The sequence below is a fragment of the Legionella maioricensis genome, from assembly GCF_023618015.1.
GTDB classification, from domain to species: domain Bacteria; phylum Pseudomonadota; class Gammaproteobacteria; order Legionellales; family Legionellaceae; genus Legionella; species Legionella maioricensis.
This window is the reverse complement of sequence record NZ_JAJKBJ010000011.1, coordinates 81,660-97,955: the sequence shown is the minus strand read 5'-3', so window position 1 is coordinate 97,955 and position 16,296 is coordinate 81,660. Positions and strand designations below refer to the sequence as shown.

Below are 16,296 nucleotides of genomic sequence, written 5' to 3'. Positions count from 1 at the left end.
GATCCTTAGACAGGGTATGGCATTGGATGAAAATGACCGATTCCCATATTACGTTCACTTCACGCGGGCTATATACCCGATAAATAACGTTGGATTTTAGACGATTCATTTTAATTTGCAATTGTTCCGCCAGGAGGGGTGCAAAAAAGAAGGTCATTCTGCATGTTCAAATGCATTAATTCGCGGTATATTAATTTTAGAAAAAGTACATGTCGTAGTATCTTAAGATTAATCTACAGTAACAGGTTTGAACCCTAATTCGGCGATAAGAATTTGACCTAGTACTCTTTCAAAGATGGGTACCTACCAAACGATCTTTTCCCCTTTGAACGAGTGCTCGAGGCAATCAGCGAATTTAGGTTGAACTAAGTCTATTGATTTAAGGGTTTAAAGGACGAGTCGTAATGAAGCAGTTAGTTGCCATTATAAAAACACAAATGCAACAGTTAAATCATTTGCAATTAAGCGAATGGCTATTAAGCCATCTTAAAGAAGATGCAAATAATTTAACGGAGCTTTTTGCGAAACAATGTTCCGCAGTTTCCACTCCAGTAGCGGTAATGCCTTCCTTTATTAGTCAATTTTCTTCCTTCTTACCGGTGTTATCCATTTTTTATATTTATGCAGCAGAACCCTTGCGGCGCGAGTTGGTTGATAAGCTTTCAGCCTCCCCTGAATTAATGTTTGCCGACAAGACTATAGATGATGCCCCAATAAACCGAGAACTAACAGAGCGATTGATTATTTATCGTGGAGCTTGGCCCATTATTGTTGCCCTGAAGACACAAGGGATTTACGATTTAATTCAAATACTTGATAGTGCAAATGAGCAAACATTAAGGTCATTTGCCTCGTTGGACCAAGGGGGGGATGTAGCCCTTTTGGTTGATACTTTCTTGACTAAAAACAATAAGGAACTAGAGGCCATTGATCGCACTCGCTTAGTTCATTTTTTACGGCGACCTGATTTAACGCGTTGGTTTACTGAATATATTGAGTCACTTGTTAGTCAGGCAAGTCATATCATGTCTTTGAAGTTATTAAGGCTTGCTTTTACCCCTTGTACTAATGAACTCAATAAATTGGCAGAGATAAAGGCGTTGCTTGCTGATTATCCTTTTTTCCTGCATAGGGAAGCGATGCAAGCGGTAATTTATTTTTATTACGCCAAATTAAAAAAAGAACCCTTTTCTGCTGTAAATGGTGCCTTTATTTCGTTGTTTTATGAGCTGATAAAGCGTACTGATTTAACTATTCAAAGTGAATTGGTGCTCAGTTTAAATCAAGAATGTTTCTTTTTTATTATTGAACAGGGTTTGGTGGGAATGACCAGCCCAGACTTAACATCCCAGCAAGCCTGTAAGAGTTTATTATTTTTATTGTGTTCAGAAACAGCGGTACCTGATAAACCCTATCGTGATTTGATTAAGAGACGTCTGCAGCAGCTTGATCCCTATTTATTTGATACCCCTGAGATCTTTGAATTAGCAAAAGAAATTTTGACTGCGTCAAGCGTAGCTCCACAAGGGGGCGGTTGTGACTTGTGTATTGAAACATTACTGGCCTCTCCCCGCTTTGTTGCTGCAAGTACCCCCAAAGTTTTAAAACAATTGAGCGATAGATATCTTGCGCTTACTACAGTGCTAGATCAAGAGGAATATGGGCCATTAATCGAGTCATTAAAAAAGTATTTTGGCAAGGATGATGAGCTTGCGATACAAGAATATTTGTTGAACAAAAAACAACTGGAGGGCGGTGGTGAGCATCTGGTGCATGCTTTATGGATGCAGTTTGAGGCGTTATGCCAACAACAAAAGGCCCATGGTGAAGAGACAGCGGAAAGAGCCTTAGAGGTTCTCTATCGTTATTATGGCCAAACAGTTCCTCATTTAAGGACTGATTTATTACTGCGTGCGGTAGATTCTATTTATCGTCCTCTGACCAACGATATAACCGGGCTGGATGTGGCCCAAAGAAAAGAAACGAGCTTGTACTATCCAAGGGGCCAAAAAATCGGTTTTGTTAACGAAGCCAATGAGGCAATGGCTTTCCTTGCAGGAGAGGTGGTTTTATTAAGCAGCACCGGCTTGATTCCGGCCAATGAGCCACTACTTGATGAACAAGGCTCCATCATCGGTTATTTAACAGAATCGGGTCAAATAAGAAGTGCCGATTTAGTGCAAAAAAATGCAAGTGCCCAACTATTAGCGATGGTACCTGAAAAGGATTTAGAACAATCTCCCGAGGGATTGGAGCTGCTAATTCAGAACGTGTTGGATGAAGATTCTTTAGAAGCGCTTTATGGTAGCGCCCCCCTCTCATTGGACAGGGCAAAATACCTCTGGCTAGCGCAGCGCATTTCTACCGCCGTCAGGGAAACAGAATATCCTATTTCATCCTCAACCTTTAATTCTTTGGTGAATCATCATCCTGACGACATGCTGTTTTCTTTGCTCGCGACGATGAAACATGAGGCTAATGCCCGTAGTTTATTCCACGCTATTTTAAATGATGATAAAAAGCGTGAAATACTACTTAAAGGATTGTTTGCATCAGAGGTTGAAGGATTTTTGGATCATCATGATGCCGTGACTTGTCTGGCAGATTACATGACTCATTATCATGATAAGCCTTGGTTTGCTAAAGGATTGCTGTGTTTTGCTGATTATGCAAAAAAACAGAAAAAACACACCTTGCTTAGCGACGCGTTGGCTCAGCTTACTCGCGAGAGCAATAAAGAGAAACAGCGAGGAGAGTTAGTAGATGCGGTGCTGAAAAGTCTCATTGGAGCGGAGGACTCCGCTAGAGTGGTGCTACAGGAATTTCTTCAAGATCGTAGCGAGACACCAGTACAGCAACTAAAAAGTCCTGAAATAAAAAAAGTCACTCAATATTTTTACAAACGCCATTTGGTTGTTGCTCTTCAAGTATTAAATGAAACAGCCCATTGGCAGAATAGTTCGTTATATAAACTGGTATTGCACCTTTTAGATACTCAACACGAGCAACTTTTTTCGTCTAAGGAATTTAATTTTACTGTCGAGGAGCCTTGGCAAAAAAATGAGTTAAATGACTTGGCAGACTTTATTAACCGGCACTTAAGTAAGAAACGCTCTTTGGATAGCGATTTTTCAGTAGGGCATAGAGTGTTGAGTGAACTCCTATTCCGCGGGGCGAAGGCTGGGCAGATCTCTTTGTTTTACAGCAAAAAAACATTTAATCCAGCAATAGCCCATATGTCTTTTACTCGTCCATTTTTAGAGTGCTTGGTGGACAAATTTTGGATCCCCGAAGGAGTGAAAGAACAATTCGCAGATGGGATGTTACGAATAAAAGCCTGGGCTCACGATCAAAATCCATTGCAAAAAGAATTAGAAAGTCATCCCGTTTTGGTTGATTGGCGTCATTTGGTAACTCAAACCTGGAAGGAAATTAATAAAAAGAAATTGCCTATTATTTGTGCTTATTTATTGAATTATTCAGGCTCCAAAAAGCCATTATCTTGTTTATTGCGTGATTATATTAATGAGTTTCAAGAGGATCCTAATTATCTTTACCCTGTCGTGAAATTATTACAACAGTTTCCGCAACGTGATGTTTCTGCAGTGATTTTTGATGTTTTAGAGGTGATGATTATAAAAAATCCTCTTCTTTTAGATGGAACTGTTTTGCATCATATGGCGCACTATCACGCGAGGACAAACGCGAATCAGGACGTTAAATCTCCTGAGGCTGAGTTGAATTTATTGATTTATTTTGGTCAACGTAAACGGTATCCCTTGGTGCAAAGAGGATGTGACGAATTAGCAAAAACTTGTGAAGACAAAAAATTAAAACAAAGACTATTGAAAGGAGCCCTTGAGGCTAAGGTTGAAACTGATTTAAGTTCCAGCCAAGGTTATTTTTATTTTAGCTTGGTTAAGGTATTTAAAAGGTTATGGCATTATGGAGTGAATGCAAAGAAAAACTCATCCGGCATTGTATCCTTTTGCGATGACGTGTTGTCTCATCCGATACCTAAACGTGCACCAGAGGAAGTAAAAATGCCGGGTTTAAGCGGCAAGGGAAGTACTACCTATTTGGAGTTTACCGAAAGGAAAAAACAATTAATCAGACTTTTAGCGACCATTAAACACAGTCCTGTTCCGGCTTCATTAATTACCAGGCCGTCGCAAATCAGCCAAAGTTTGTTCCACGGAAAAGGGGAAACAAAAGAAACAGTTGTTGCTCAAGAGCAAGCTGTGGTACATATATAATTTTCTTTGTATCGACAAAAAGGTTTTGTTGTTTTCGCATCGAGAGTAAGGAAGGCCAAAATATTTCGTCATTGCGAGAAGCTTGCGACGAAGCAACCCAGACTGAGTTCCTTCAGGGGGCTTTCTGGATTGCTTTACTGTGTTTGCAACGGCGGATGGGATACAAAATAGGTAAAATTGCTCGATAAATATTGATGTATGTAGAAAAAGCAGTTTAATAATTTTGGAGAGAATGATGAGAGTGTTGGCTTTTTTTTGCTTTTTACTGATGTCTTCTTACGTACTGGCTGAATCTACTTTACCTGCAGGATGTCGGCCAGTTACTGTACAAGGAGAGTCGGTAACCTTGAAATCCAAGAAGAGTAAATTGGTATTTATTCATAACCTCAGCAATGCGGATCTGTGGATTACGCATCCTGTAGCTGAGCCTAGTGCCAGTGCGGGCTGGACCAGTAGATTGCAAGCGGGTAATTGGTCAGCATTGGCGGTAGATAAACCGCCCTTTGTTTTAAATTGCATTGAGTCAAGACCAGGACATGAACAGCAAGTACCTTGTGAAGGGGCTATAGCAGTATGCCAATGGCCTAATGTTAAAATTCCAGGCAACGAGCAAGGCACTTTTTGGGCTGCGGAAGACAAATCTTTAGATGCCTTAACTGCTGCTATTGGCGCTCGTGGATTTGTATTGCCTGTGGCTAAATAACCGGTCTTGTTACGCTTTAAGTCATCTGTCTGAGGTCTCTTTCTTGCTACTGAACTGGATAAGTGGTAGAAGAGACTAAACAGTGTTTAGGGTTAAACTATGATAATAAAATATATAATGGTGGAAGGTGAGTAAAAAATCAAAAGATCCCTTTTATAAACGGGAAAGTGAGAAGTACGCAGATCCTATTCCTAGCCGCGAATTCATAATGGAAGTCTTGAATGAATACGGCAGGCCAATGTCGCGCAATCAATTATTTGATAAATTGGGTTTGGACCAAGAAAGCAGACAAGAATCCCTCGGCTTTAGATTGAAGGCCATGTTGCGTGATGGTCAAATCATGCAAGACCGGCGTGGGCGTTTTTGTCTGCTGCAAAAAATAAATCTGCTTCGAGGTACTGTGCAGGGACATCCCGATGGTTTTGGCTTTTTCATTCCCGATGATGGTGGGGATGATATGGTGCTGTCTGCCAAAGAAATGCGTACCGTGATGCACGGCGATGTTGTGTTGGCCTATCAGGCTGGAGTGGATAGACGTGGCAGGCCTGAAGGTAAAATTCACGAAGTTCTGGAGCATGCGAATGCCACCGTTGTCGGGCGTTTCTTTACTGATCATGGCGTGAGCTTTGTATTACCTGATAGCAAACGTTTAACTCAAGATATTTCTATTCCCCAGGAATTTACCGGGGGCGCTAAAAATGGCCAAATAGTTTTGGTGGAGTTAATTGCATTTCCTAATAAACGTGCCCAGGCTATAGGTAAAATTATTCATATTTTAGGTGAGCATATGGCGCCGGGTATGGAAATTCAGGTTGCAATTCATGCTCACGGAATCCCTTTTGAATGGCCTGATGATGTAGTCACTGAAGTGGCTAAAATCCCTCAACAAGTCAGCGAAGACCAACTCAAAGGACGTACCGATTTGCGTAATCTGCCTTTTGTGACTATCGATGGGGAAGATGCCAAAGACTTTGATGATGCCGTTTATTGCTATAAGAAACCTAAAGGCGGCTTTCAATTATATGTTGCTATAGCTGATGTCAGTAACTACGTACCCAAAGACTCAGCCTTGGATAAAGAAGCGGCACGCCGTGGAAATTCAGTTTATTTTCCGGGAAAAGTGGTTCCTATGTTACCAGAGGCTTTGTCTAATGGATTGTGTTCGCTAAATCCTCATGTCGATAGATTGTGTATGGTCGCTGAAATGTCGATTGCTGCAGACGGTAAAATATCGCGCTCCCGTTTTTATCGTGCCGTGATTCATTCGCACGCTCGTTTGACCTACACGCAAGTGGGGTTATGGCTTGGACAAGGGCGCGCTGATGAAAAGCACCAACCTTTATGGCCTATGCTTGAGACACTTTATGATTTGTATCACGTTTTATTAGCGACGCGTAAAACGCGCGGTGCTATGGATTTTGAAACCACGGAAACCCGCATCGAATTTGATGAGAATAAAAAAATTAAGTGCATCGTCCCCGTGATTCGTAATGATGCTCATAAGTTGATTGAGGAATGCATGTTGGCTGCCAATGTGGCTACGGCACGATTTTTAGAAAAAGCGGAAATTCCTACTTTATATCGTGTTCATGCGGCTCCTGAAGAAGATAAGATTACTGTCTTAAGGCAGTTTTTAGGTGAGTTAGGATTACAGTTAAGTGGCGGTAGGAAGCCAGGTCCTAAAGATTTTCAACGCACGATGAATATGATCGGCGATCGGCCTGAAAAACATCTCATTGAAACAGTGATGTTACGCTCTTTGAAGCAGGCACAATATGTTGAGGCCAATGAAGGGCATTTTGGTTTGGCTTATTCTGCCTATACTCATTTTACTTCACCGATTAGGCGCTTCCCCGATTTATTAATTCATCGGGCTATAGGCCATTTATTAGATAATCATCCGGTTTACGAGTTTAGCTATACCCATGAGGACATGAACCGTCTGGGTAAGCACTCCTCTATGACTGAACGCAGGGCTGATGAGGCAACGCGAGAAGTGGTGACCTGGCTGAAATGCGAATACATGCAAGATAAATTAGGGCAAGTATTCAAAGGACGAATTTCTGCAGTGACCAGTTTTGGGATTTTTGTGGAATTAGACGATATCTATGTTGAAGGTTTAGTGCACGTCACTTCATTGAAGAATGATTATTATAATTATGACTCGGTTAAACATCGATTAGTTGGGGCTCGAGGTGGGCATGTATATGGTTTGGGTGATCCCATGACGGTATTGGTTGCTCGAGTTGATTTAGATGAACGCAAAATAGATTTTGAGCCTGCAGAGGAAGAAGTTAGCAATGAGTGAGCAGTTAGTATATGGGGTGCATGCGGTTTTTGCTTTATTGACCAATCCCCATCGGATTATAAATAAGATCTTTATCAGTCAGGATAGAACGGACAAGAGACTACAGGAAGTGTTAGATAAAGCAGAACAAGCCAAAATCAGTATTGAAAAATTAAGTACTCAAAAAATGAATCAGCGTTTCGCTGACTTTACTCATCAAGGTGTAGTTGCCAGTGCTACTTCATTACCCGACTATGGTGAGTCCGATCTTCTTTCATTATTGGATTCCAGTAAAAAGCCTGCCTTGATTCTTATTCTTGACGGGGTTACTGATCCCCACAATTTAGGAGCCTGTCTGCGTTCGGCCGATGCAACTGGTGTGGATTTTGTGATGATCCCTAAAGATAAGAGTGCCAGTATAACTCCTGTGGTAAGCAAGGTGGCTTGTGGTGCTGCTGAATCAGTACCCCTGGTTAGAGTAACTAATCTGGTTAGAGCCATGGAAACTTTAAAAGAACAAGGGGTTTGGATTTATGGTGCTGCCGGTGAGGCAGAACATTCTCTTTATCAAGTAGATTGTTCAGGAACTATAGCTATTGCTATGGGGGCTGAAGGAGAGGGATTGAGACGCTTAACCCGGGAGCACTGTGACGGCTTGTTTTCTTTACCTATGCTGGGCTCTGTGGAAAGCTTGAATGTGTCTGTAGCTACTGGAGTCTCTTTGTATGAAGTGATTAGGCAAAGACAAAGAGGGCGCAATGAGTGAATTAAAAATTAAAGCGGCACAAGCCGCTATGGCTTATATTGAAGACGATATGGTGATAGGGGTTGGCACTGGTTCCACAGTGAATTTTTTTATTAAGGAATTGGCCGCCATCAAGCATCGGATTGATGCTTGTGTCGCAAGTTCTAAAGCAACTGAAATTTTACTGCGTGCAGCGGGTATTCCCGTAATTGACTTAAATTCAGTCAGCGATTTACCTGTTTATATTGATGGCGCAGATGAGGTTAATGAACTTGGTGAAATGATTAAAGGGGGGGGCGGTGCTCTTACTCGCGAGAAAATTGTCGCTAATGTAGCCCATCAGTTTATTTGTATTGTTGATGAATCAAAGATTGTCACTCAGTTAGGAACATTCCCAGTGGCGGTAGAAGTTATTCCTATGGCACGTAGTTTTGTTGCCAGACAATTGGTTAGATTAGGCGGGGATCCTGAGTACAGAGAGGGATTCATCACTGACAATGGCAATATTATTCTGGATGTTTATAATTTGACAATTAATCCATCCAAGGCCTTGGAAGACAGCATTAACGTCATTCCCGGCGTAGTTGATAACGGATTGTTTGCCCATCGTCTGGCAGATAAAATTCTGGTTGCTTCTACAGATGGCGTGCGTCTTTTAAAATAAGGTTGTTTAAACAATGGATATGCATAAGGTTTTTGTAAATCGCATTATAAATATGAGAAAAATTAAGCTGATTGGTCTGGATATGGATCACACCTTAATTCGTTATAACTCAGAAAATTTTGAATCCCTGGTTTATGAATTAATCAAAGAAAAATTAGTGGCAATAAAAAACTATCCTGCAGTGCTAAAAAAATTAAAATTTAATTTTCATGATGCCATTCGGGGCTTAGTGATTGACTGTAATAATGGAAATATTTTGAAACTCAGCCGTTATGGAGCAATCAGGCAAAGTTATCACGGCACAAAACTGATTAGTTTTAATGATCAGCAGGAAATTTACCGAAGTATTTATGTCGATTTAGGCGATCCCAATTACATGCCTATAGATACTTCTTTTTCTATTGCATTTTGTGTTTTATATGGCCAGTTAGTTGATTTAAAAGATGAATTACCTGCTCATGAAATGCCTAATTATCAAACCATAGCTAAAGACGTCCAATATTGTGTGGATAAAGTGCATTCTGATGGCAGTTTAAAAAGTATTATTAGTAAAGATTTAAATAAATACGTCCTTAAAGAAAAAGCTGTTGTAGATGGTTTGAAGCATTTTATTCGTCACGGTAAGAAGATCTTCATCTTGACCAATTCCGAATATTCTTATACTAAGCTTTTGCTAGATTATGCGATTACTCCCTTTTTAAATAAAGGAGAGACTTGGCGTGATTTGTTTGAGTATGTTATTACTTTGGCCAATAAACCCCGTTTTTTTTATGATAATCTGCGTTTTTTATCGGTGAACCCTGAGAATGGCACCATGACCAATGCTGAAGGATTATTGGTGCCTGGTGTATATCAAGGGGGAAATGCGAAAAAATTTACGGAAAGTCTGAATATTAGAGGTGATGAGATTCTCTATATTGGGGATCATATCTATGGCGATATTTTAAGATTGAAAAAAGATTGTAACTGGCGTACCGCGTTGGTAGTTGATGAGCTGGGCGAAGAGATAGCAGCACAGATAAGGGCCTTACCCATAGAGAAAAAAATTGGCGACGCAATGAGTATTAAAAAGGTCCTTGAACAAAAATATGTCAATCTTTGTACTCAGAGCATTGATGAAGACTCAGAGCAATACGATAAAGAAATTCAAGAGTTACAGTTACAAATCTCCGCAGTGGATTTACAGATTTCTAAACTGCTAAAAGAGCAAAGTGCATTTTATAATCCTAAATGGGAACGCGTATTTCGCGCCGGCGCTGAAGAAAGTTATTTTGCCTATCAAGTGGATCGTTTTGCTTGTATTTACATGGAAAAATTATCTGACCTGTTAGAGCATTCTCCTATTACGTATTTCCGGGCCAACAGACGTTTATTAGCTCATGATATAGAAATTTAATTTTAGAGTTGGATGATCGATGTAACTTGGCTCCGGTGTTCTATTATCCAGGGTTACAATTTCGTCTTGTAGTTGAGTATATGAGTAGTCTCAGTGCCATTGACTTAAGAAACGTCATCCACAGCGAAGCGAAGGATCTGCAAAATATGGCTCATGCCTATCCCTCGTCGCAAGCTCCTCGAGATGAAGGAAAGCGGCTTAAGTCAATGGCTGTGATGCTTGGGTAGAGACGAAGTCGTAACCTGGGATGAAGTGCCACAGAATCCTTATAGCATTATCCCTTCCACGATCCGCATCTTATAAATACAGAGTGAAATTAATAAGTTCACTCATTTAACTCGCATGTTCGGCCATTAAAAAGAGACATAAAAATTAAATTTAATTTATTTGTTTTCTTAAGTTTTTCTTAAGGTTTGCCCTTTATACTTTTTATGGTAAGTAACAGGGAGCTGTGATGCGAGTATTAATTGTCGAAGACAATGCTTTTAATGCATTTTGTTTACGTCGTTTATTAGAATCAGTGGTTACATCGATATCAGTGACTATAGTCAATAATAGTCAGGCTGCTATGTCTCATATTAATAGTCATTTGCCTGATATGGTTGTAATGGATGGCGATCTGGGTTTAACTGATGAACTAAATTGCAGTGGACCTGCACTTACCGATGCCTTGTGGCAAAAATATCCTTATCTTCCAATTATCGCCTGGTCTGATTCAGAGGCCATGCGCGAAGCGTTTGCCGTAGTGTTTAATCAACATAATAAACCGCTTAATGAATACAACACTTGGACCAAAGTGATCAGCATTGAGCGAATATGTAAGACATGGGCGTATTATTTTGGTGAATTCATGGGCGGACAAAATCCCGCATTTGCCTACCAGCAGACTACTGCGAGTTATTACCAATAATTATAGGTCCTATTCTCTCTTTAAACTGCATGCCGCGACTTGTTCCTGAAAGAGGGCTACAAAATTGAGAACAGCGAGACCAGCCATTACTTGGGGCCGCTCGGCCTGAGGTGGGAGCAAAGGCCCTGGTATGTAAATTCCGTCGTTGCGAGCCTTGGCGAAGCAGAACAATGTTTCGTTAGCGTTCGGTACTGCTTCACTTCGTTTGCAACGACGATTATTAGCATCTAGAAATCCAGGGCAAAGCACTGCTGCTCAAAGGCCACTGCTGCTCTGCACCGTTTAATGAGCGGCATCCCAATTGGGCCCCACACCAATAGAAACAACTAATGGTACCGATAATTTTACGGTTTGCTCCATCAGATTCCGAATAATGCCTTTAGAGGACTCTATGGCTTCCTCCTGGACTTCAAAAACCAATTCATCATGCACTTGCATGATCATGTTCACTTGGGGATTTTCTTGCGAGTGCTGCCAATCAGCAATTGCTAGCATGCTTTTTTTGATAATATCAGCAGCAGTCCCTTGCATTGGAGCATTAATTGCCATTCGTTCTGCTGCTTTTTGTCTCATCATATTGCGGGCATTAATTTCGGGCAAGTAGAGACGTCGACCAAATAATGTTTCTACATAACCTGATTGATGCGCTTGTTTCCTCGTGCGTTCCATGTACTCAAGCACTCCTGGATAACGATGGAAATAAGTATCAATATAATATTGCGCGTCTTGGCGTTCCACCCCTATTTGCTTGGCCAAACCAAAAGCAGACATGCCATATATTAAACCGAAGTTTACTGCTTTAGCCCGTCTTCGTTGTTCATGGGTCACCTCATCAAGAGCTGTTTGAAAAATTTCACTGGCTGTTGCTGCATGAATGTCCCAGCTATTGGCAAAAGCTTTTAATAAATTTTCATCTTGGGATAAATGCGCCATGATGCGTAATTCAATTTGTGAATAGTCTGCTGCCAGGATAAGGTATCCAGGAGGGGCGATGAATGCGGTACGAATTAATCTACCCTCCTCACTACGGATGGGGATATTTTGCAAATTAGGTTCGCTGGAGGATAGACGCCCGGTTGCGGCAACTGCCTGATTATAGGAAGTATGCACTCGATGGGTATGGGGATTAATTTTTTTAGGTAGGGCATCAATATAAGTGGATACCAATTTCGTTAAACTACGGTATTCCAGGATAACGGCAGCAAGCCTATAGTCAAAGGCTAATTCTTGTAACACAGATTCTGCGGTGGATGGTTGCCCTGTTGGGGTTTTTGATAAGACAGGAAGTTTTTGTACATCAAACAAAATTTCTTGCAATTGTTTGGGGGAATTGAGATTAAACGGTTTGCCTGCCAATTGTATGGCTTCTTCTTCCAAGGTCTGGATGCGTTCTTTTAAACGGTCACCGTGTTTTTGTAAGGTGACAGGATCAATTAACACTCCGAGCCGCTCCATGTTCGCAAGAACGGGGATCAGCGGCATTTCTATCTCGCTAAAAACCCGCTGCAAAGAGGCATCCATCATCGGGAATAACTGGTGATGTAATTGCAAGGTTATATCAGCATCTTCAGCGGCATAAAAACCTGCTTTGTCTACCGGTATTTGGTCGAATCGTAATTGCTTTGCTCCTTTCCCTGCAATCTCTTCAAAGCTAATGGTCTTATATCCTAAATATTTTAATGCCAGACTGTCCATGTCATGACGACCTGCACTGCTATTGAGGATATAGGACTCCAGCATGGTATCGTACTTAATTCCGGCCAGGGTGATGCCATAATTTTTAAAAACAGCATAATCATATTTGATATTTTGCCCTATTTTTTCTATGGCCGGATTTTCTAAAATAGGTTTTAGGGCGGTTAAAACTTCTTCTCGATTCAGTTGAGGGCTTCCGTCCGTATGGGTTAGCGGGATGTACACCGCTTTTCCTTTTTCAATGGCAAGAGAGATGCCGACAAGTTCGGCTGCCATGAAATCAAGACTGGTGGTTTCAGCATCAATACAAAATACGGTGCAGCACTCCAGTTTATTCAGCCATTGGTTTAATTGCTCGTTGCTGGTAATCAGTTCATAGGCTGTGTCGGGGCTACTGGCATCTGATGAGGGTGTTGCTTGATTTTCTTCTTGACCTAAAAGCTCTTTAAGCCAGGTTTTGAATTCCAGTTCACGAACTAGCTCAATAAGTTGTTGCTTGTTTACTGGTTTGGGAGTTAATTCATTCAGGTTTAGCGGTAAGTCCAAATCAATTTTAATGGTAACCAGCTTTTTCGATAACGGCAACTGGGGAAGGCTGGCGCGAAGATATTCGCCAATTTTGCCACCAATATCGTGGGCATGTTCTATCAAATTATCTAAGGTTTGATATTCTGTCAGCCATTTGACCGCCGTTTTTGGCCCACATTTAGTCACTCCTGGTACGTTATCTACGGTATCACCTATAAGGGTCAGATAATCAATGATTTGCTCGGGACCGACACCAAATTTCTCTTTAACCCCGGCAATATCCATACTGTAATTACTCATAGTATTAATCAAAGTGACATGTTCATTGACTAATTGAGCCATATCTTTATCGCCCGTCGAGATGACAACTGGCAGACCTTGTTCTGTGGCTTGGCGTGCCAAGGTGCCTATTACATCGTCTGCTTCAACTCCCTCGACAATCAATATAGGCAAACCCATGGCTTGCAGTAATTGGATTAACGGTTGAAATTGAGAGCTGAGCTCTTGAGGCATGGGAGGTCTATGGGCTTTATACTCCGGATACCATTCATCTCGGAATGTTTTTCCCTTTGCATCAAAAACCACGGCCAGATCTTCTGGTTGATAATCTTTAATGAGTTTCTTAATCATATTGGCAACTCCATAGACTGCTCCAGTGGGTTGCCCTTTAGAATTTGTTAAAGGAGGCAGTGCATGAAATGCACGAAAAAAATAAGAAGAGCCATCAATCAGAACCAGAGGTGCTTTCATGCTCATTCTACCTCTTGTTGCGCTATTTGTTTTTGTAGTAAGGCCACTTGTTCAGTAAGGGTTTTAATGTTTTTACGCATTAAAGGAATTCGATTCACGGACAGTTCATGTTTAATCGCCAAATCTTTGGGACGGGCCGGATTACCCAAATAGATGGTTCCTGCATTTAAAAGTTTATTGGGTGGTACTCCAGTGCGGGCTCCCAATACCACGTTGTCTTCTATCCGTACATGGTCACTGACTCCGACATTGGCTGCAAAAATAACATTATTTCCGGTCTTGCTGCTTCCTGCTATGCCTGTAAATCCACAAAGAATATTATGTTTTCCCAATTTGACTGAATGGGCTACCTGGACCAAATTATCTATTTTAGTCCCTTCACCAATAACCGTCGCCCCCATTGTTGCGCGATCTATAGCTGTATTGGCACCCACTTCAACATCATCTTCAATAATTACGTTGCCTATATGAGGGACTTTCAGGTGTTGGCCTTCTACAAAAGTATAACCAAAGCCATCGGAACCAATGACGGTCGACGCATGAATAGTGACTCTGGAGCCAATCTGACAACCATCATAGACGGTTACATGAGGATGAATGGTGGTCTGTTCGCCTATTCTAACATCATGACCAATATGAATGTGACTTTTAAGAACACTATGATTTCCTATAACACTTCCTGATTCAATAACGACATAAGGCCCTATGGATACATGCTCGCCCAATTGCACTCCTTCGCCAATTACGGCGGTAGGGTGAATACCGATATTGACTTTTTTAGCGGGCTGAAAATGATGCAGTAGTTTAATGAATGCCTTAAAGGGATGAGCGACTTGAATCAGATTTTTTTTAGATTGAGTAATTTTCGAGCTCACTAAAATAGCACTTGCTTCAGAGGCCTCGGCCAACCTTAAATTGTCTTCGCCTTCGGCAAAAACCAGCGCCCCGGAAATAATGTCATCAATAGGTGCTAATGAAGAAATTTTTATTGAGGCGTCCCCTATTACTGTTCCTTGAACCAGGTTTGCAATATCACATAGTGAAATATTCATTCATTGACCCTTTAATTCTGCAAAATAGACCGATTATATACCCCTTACACGCTATTTTCGAGTTAATAAGAATAAGAAATGAGAATCTATATTATTTCTGTCATTTTTAGAGGGGGCTCAGGACATTTAAGTACGTCACGGTCTTCAGCTCTTTTTCTCTTAGAAAAGTTAATTCAATAGAAAAATACAGTTAAATAAGGTATAAAAATAAATAATTAAGGATTGTTTAATCGTTTCATAGAGCGGTGTGATCGGGTTGTCTAATTTCTAAGATCAAAAGGATGAGATATGTTTAAAAAAATAGGAATCACTGTGCTTGGTATGTTTTTTAGCATGAGTGCCTTCTCCATAGATACTATTTTTGATGAAAATTTACCTTTGGTATGGTCATCAATTATTACGATAAGTGGCGGTCCCGCCTGGGCTAGTCCAGGACAGAATCAATATCTTTATCCGAATGTCCCCCCCTTTCTTAATCCTAATTTACCTCCTCTTATTGTTGAAAATTTTATCTATGATTCACCTACGGGCATATTGGCTACAGGTGAGATTTTTTTTGGATTACAACGTATTGTTTCCCCCGGAATTTTAGGCGAGTTAGGTATTGGTTTGGCCGGTGCTACTGATGCTAAAGCCACAGGTGTGGTTGATATTAATGGTAATGTTGCGGTAAATGCCTTCGATTATAAAGTCGATCATGGCCGAGCAGAGATTAAGGGACGGCTCATCGGCCTTAATTTTCAGCCGGTCCAACCCTACATTAGCGGAAGTTTTGGGGCAGGATTTAATAATTCTCATGCTTACGTGCCAACCACGGTAAATCCAATAATTTTCCCCGCATTCTGGTTTACATCCAACACGAATATCGCTTTTTCCTATACTCTGGGAGCCGGTGTACAAACCAGGCTGACGCCTCATTGGCAAGTAGGCATTGGTTATGAATTTGCTGATTGGGGCAAAAATTTCCTTGGTCCTGATCCTACTATTCAGCTCAATGGGCCAGGGCTTACTCATCTTTATACTCATGAACTGCTGATGAGTTTAAGTTATTTATTTAACTAAAGCCGGTTGTTTTATCGGCAAATGGTTGGTGGATAACAAACTTTTTCAGGGTGCGACTGGATTAGGTTCGCTGCCATTGACTTAAGAAGCGACATCTAGAACGAAGCGAAGGAGCTCCACAATGTGGCTCGCGTCGCAAGCTCCTCGGGATGACGGAAAGACAGATTACTTCCCTTGCGTTAAGACCAGCATTTGAGCATTCTCTTTGTTAAAAATACAATCCAAGACGGCTGCACAGAGCAATCCCT

11 protein-coding genes are annotated in these 16,296 nt (G+C 41.1%); 9 read left to right on the top strand and 2 right to left on the bottom strand.

Features of this window, described 5'->3' with window-relative positions:
- Positions 1 to 404: 404 nt before the first annotated feature.
- The 8 genes from LOX96_RS10455 to LOX96_RS10420 all read left to right on the top strand — a co-directional run bounded on the left by LOX96_RS10455 (position 405) and on the right by LOX96_RS10420 (position 10,961).
- On the top strand, positions 405 to 4,256 hold the full coding sequence (locus LOX96_RS10455; protein ID WP_250422107.1) for a hypothetical protein: 3,852 nt from the start codon (positions 405 to 407) through the stop codon (positions 4,254 to 4,256).
- A 235-nt stretch (positions 4,257 to 4,491) separates the two neighbouring features.
- Positions 4,492 to 4,959 carry a hypothetical protein gene (locus LOX96_RS10450; protein WP_250422142.1) on the top strand — a complete coding sequence of 156 codons (468 nt, stop codon included), beginning with the start codon at positions 4,492 to 4,494 and terminating at the stop codon, positions 4,957 to 4,959.
- 127 nt (positions 4,960 to 5,086) lie between these two features.
- A complete protein-coding gene (gene rnr / locus LOX96_RS10445) occupies positions 5,087 to 7,267 on the top strand; it encodes a ribonuclease R (RefSeq protein WP_250422108.1) in 2,181 nt (726 codons plus the stop codon).
- Positions 7,260 to 8,012 carry a 23S rRNA (guanosine(2251)-2'-O)-methyltransferase RlmB gene (gene rlmB / locus LOX96_RS10440; protein ID WP_250422109.1) on the top strand — a complete coding sequence of 251 codons (753 nt, stop codon included), beginning with the start codon at positions 7,260 to 7,262 and terminating at the stop codon, positions 8,010 to 8,012. Before rnr ends, rlmB begins: the two co-directional genes overlap by 8 nt.
- Positions 8,005 to 8,655 (top strand): ribose-5-phosphate isomerase RpiA, encoded by a 651-nt coding sequence (gene rpiA / locus LOX96_RS10435; protein WP_250422110.1) that lies wholly within the window; start codon positions 8,005 to 8,007, stop codon positions 8,653 to 8,655. Before rlmB ends, rpiA begins: the two co-directional genes overlap by 8 nt.
- A 13-nt stretch (positions 8,656 to 8,668) precedes the next feature.
- The gene (locus LOX96_RS10430) at positions 8,669 to 10,051 is read left to right on the top strand and encodes an HAD-IG family 5'-nucleotidase (protein ID WP_250422111.1); all 1,383 of its coding nucleotides are present in this window, start codon (positions 8,669 to 8,671) and stop codon (positions 10,049 to 10,051) included.
- An 80-nt stretch (positions 10,052 to 10,131) separates the two neighbouring features.
- Positions 10,132 to 10,278: a hypothetical protein gene (locus LOX96_RS10425; RefSeq protein WP_250422112.1), complete on the top strand. Its 147-nt coding sequence runs from the start codon at positions 10,132 to 10,134 to the stop codon at positions 10,276 to 10,278.
- A 227-nt stretch (positions 10,279 to 10,505) separates the two neighbouring features.
- On the top strand, positions 10,506 to 10,961 hold the full coding sequence (locus tag LOX96_RS10420) for a response regulator (protein ID WP_250422114.1): 456 nt from the start codon (positions 10,506 to 10,508) through the stop codon (positions 10,959 to 10,961).
- Between the two features lie 282 nt (positions 10,962 to 11,243).
- Here LOX96_RS10420 and polA read toward each other — a convergent pair whose 3' ends face one another.
- A complete protein-coding gene (gene polA / locus LOX96_RS10415; protein ID WP_250422143.1) occupies positions 11,244 to 13,934 on the bottom strand; it encodes a DNA polymerase I in 2,691 nt (896 codons plus the stop codon).
- Between the two features lie 2 nt (positions 13,935 to 13,936).
- Positions 13,937 to 14,986 (bottom strand): UDP-3-O-(3-hydroxymyristoyl)glucosamine N-acyltransferase, encoded by a 1,050-nt coding sequence (lpxD, locus tag LOX96_RS10410; protein WP_250422115.1) that lies wholly within the window; start codon positions 14,984 to 14,986, stop codon positions 13,937 to 13,939.
- A gap of 288 nt (positions 14,987 to 15,274) precedes the next feature.
- Between lpxD and LOX96_RS10405 the strand changes: the two genes are divergently transcribed.
- Positions 15,275 to 16,048: an outer membrane protein gene (locus LOX96_RS10405; protein WP_250422116.1), complete on the top strand. Its 774-nt coding sequence runs from the start codon at positions 15,275 to 15,277 to the stop codon at positions 16,046 to 16,048.
- The last annotated feature ends 248 nt before the right edge of the window (positions 16,049 to 16,296 follow it).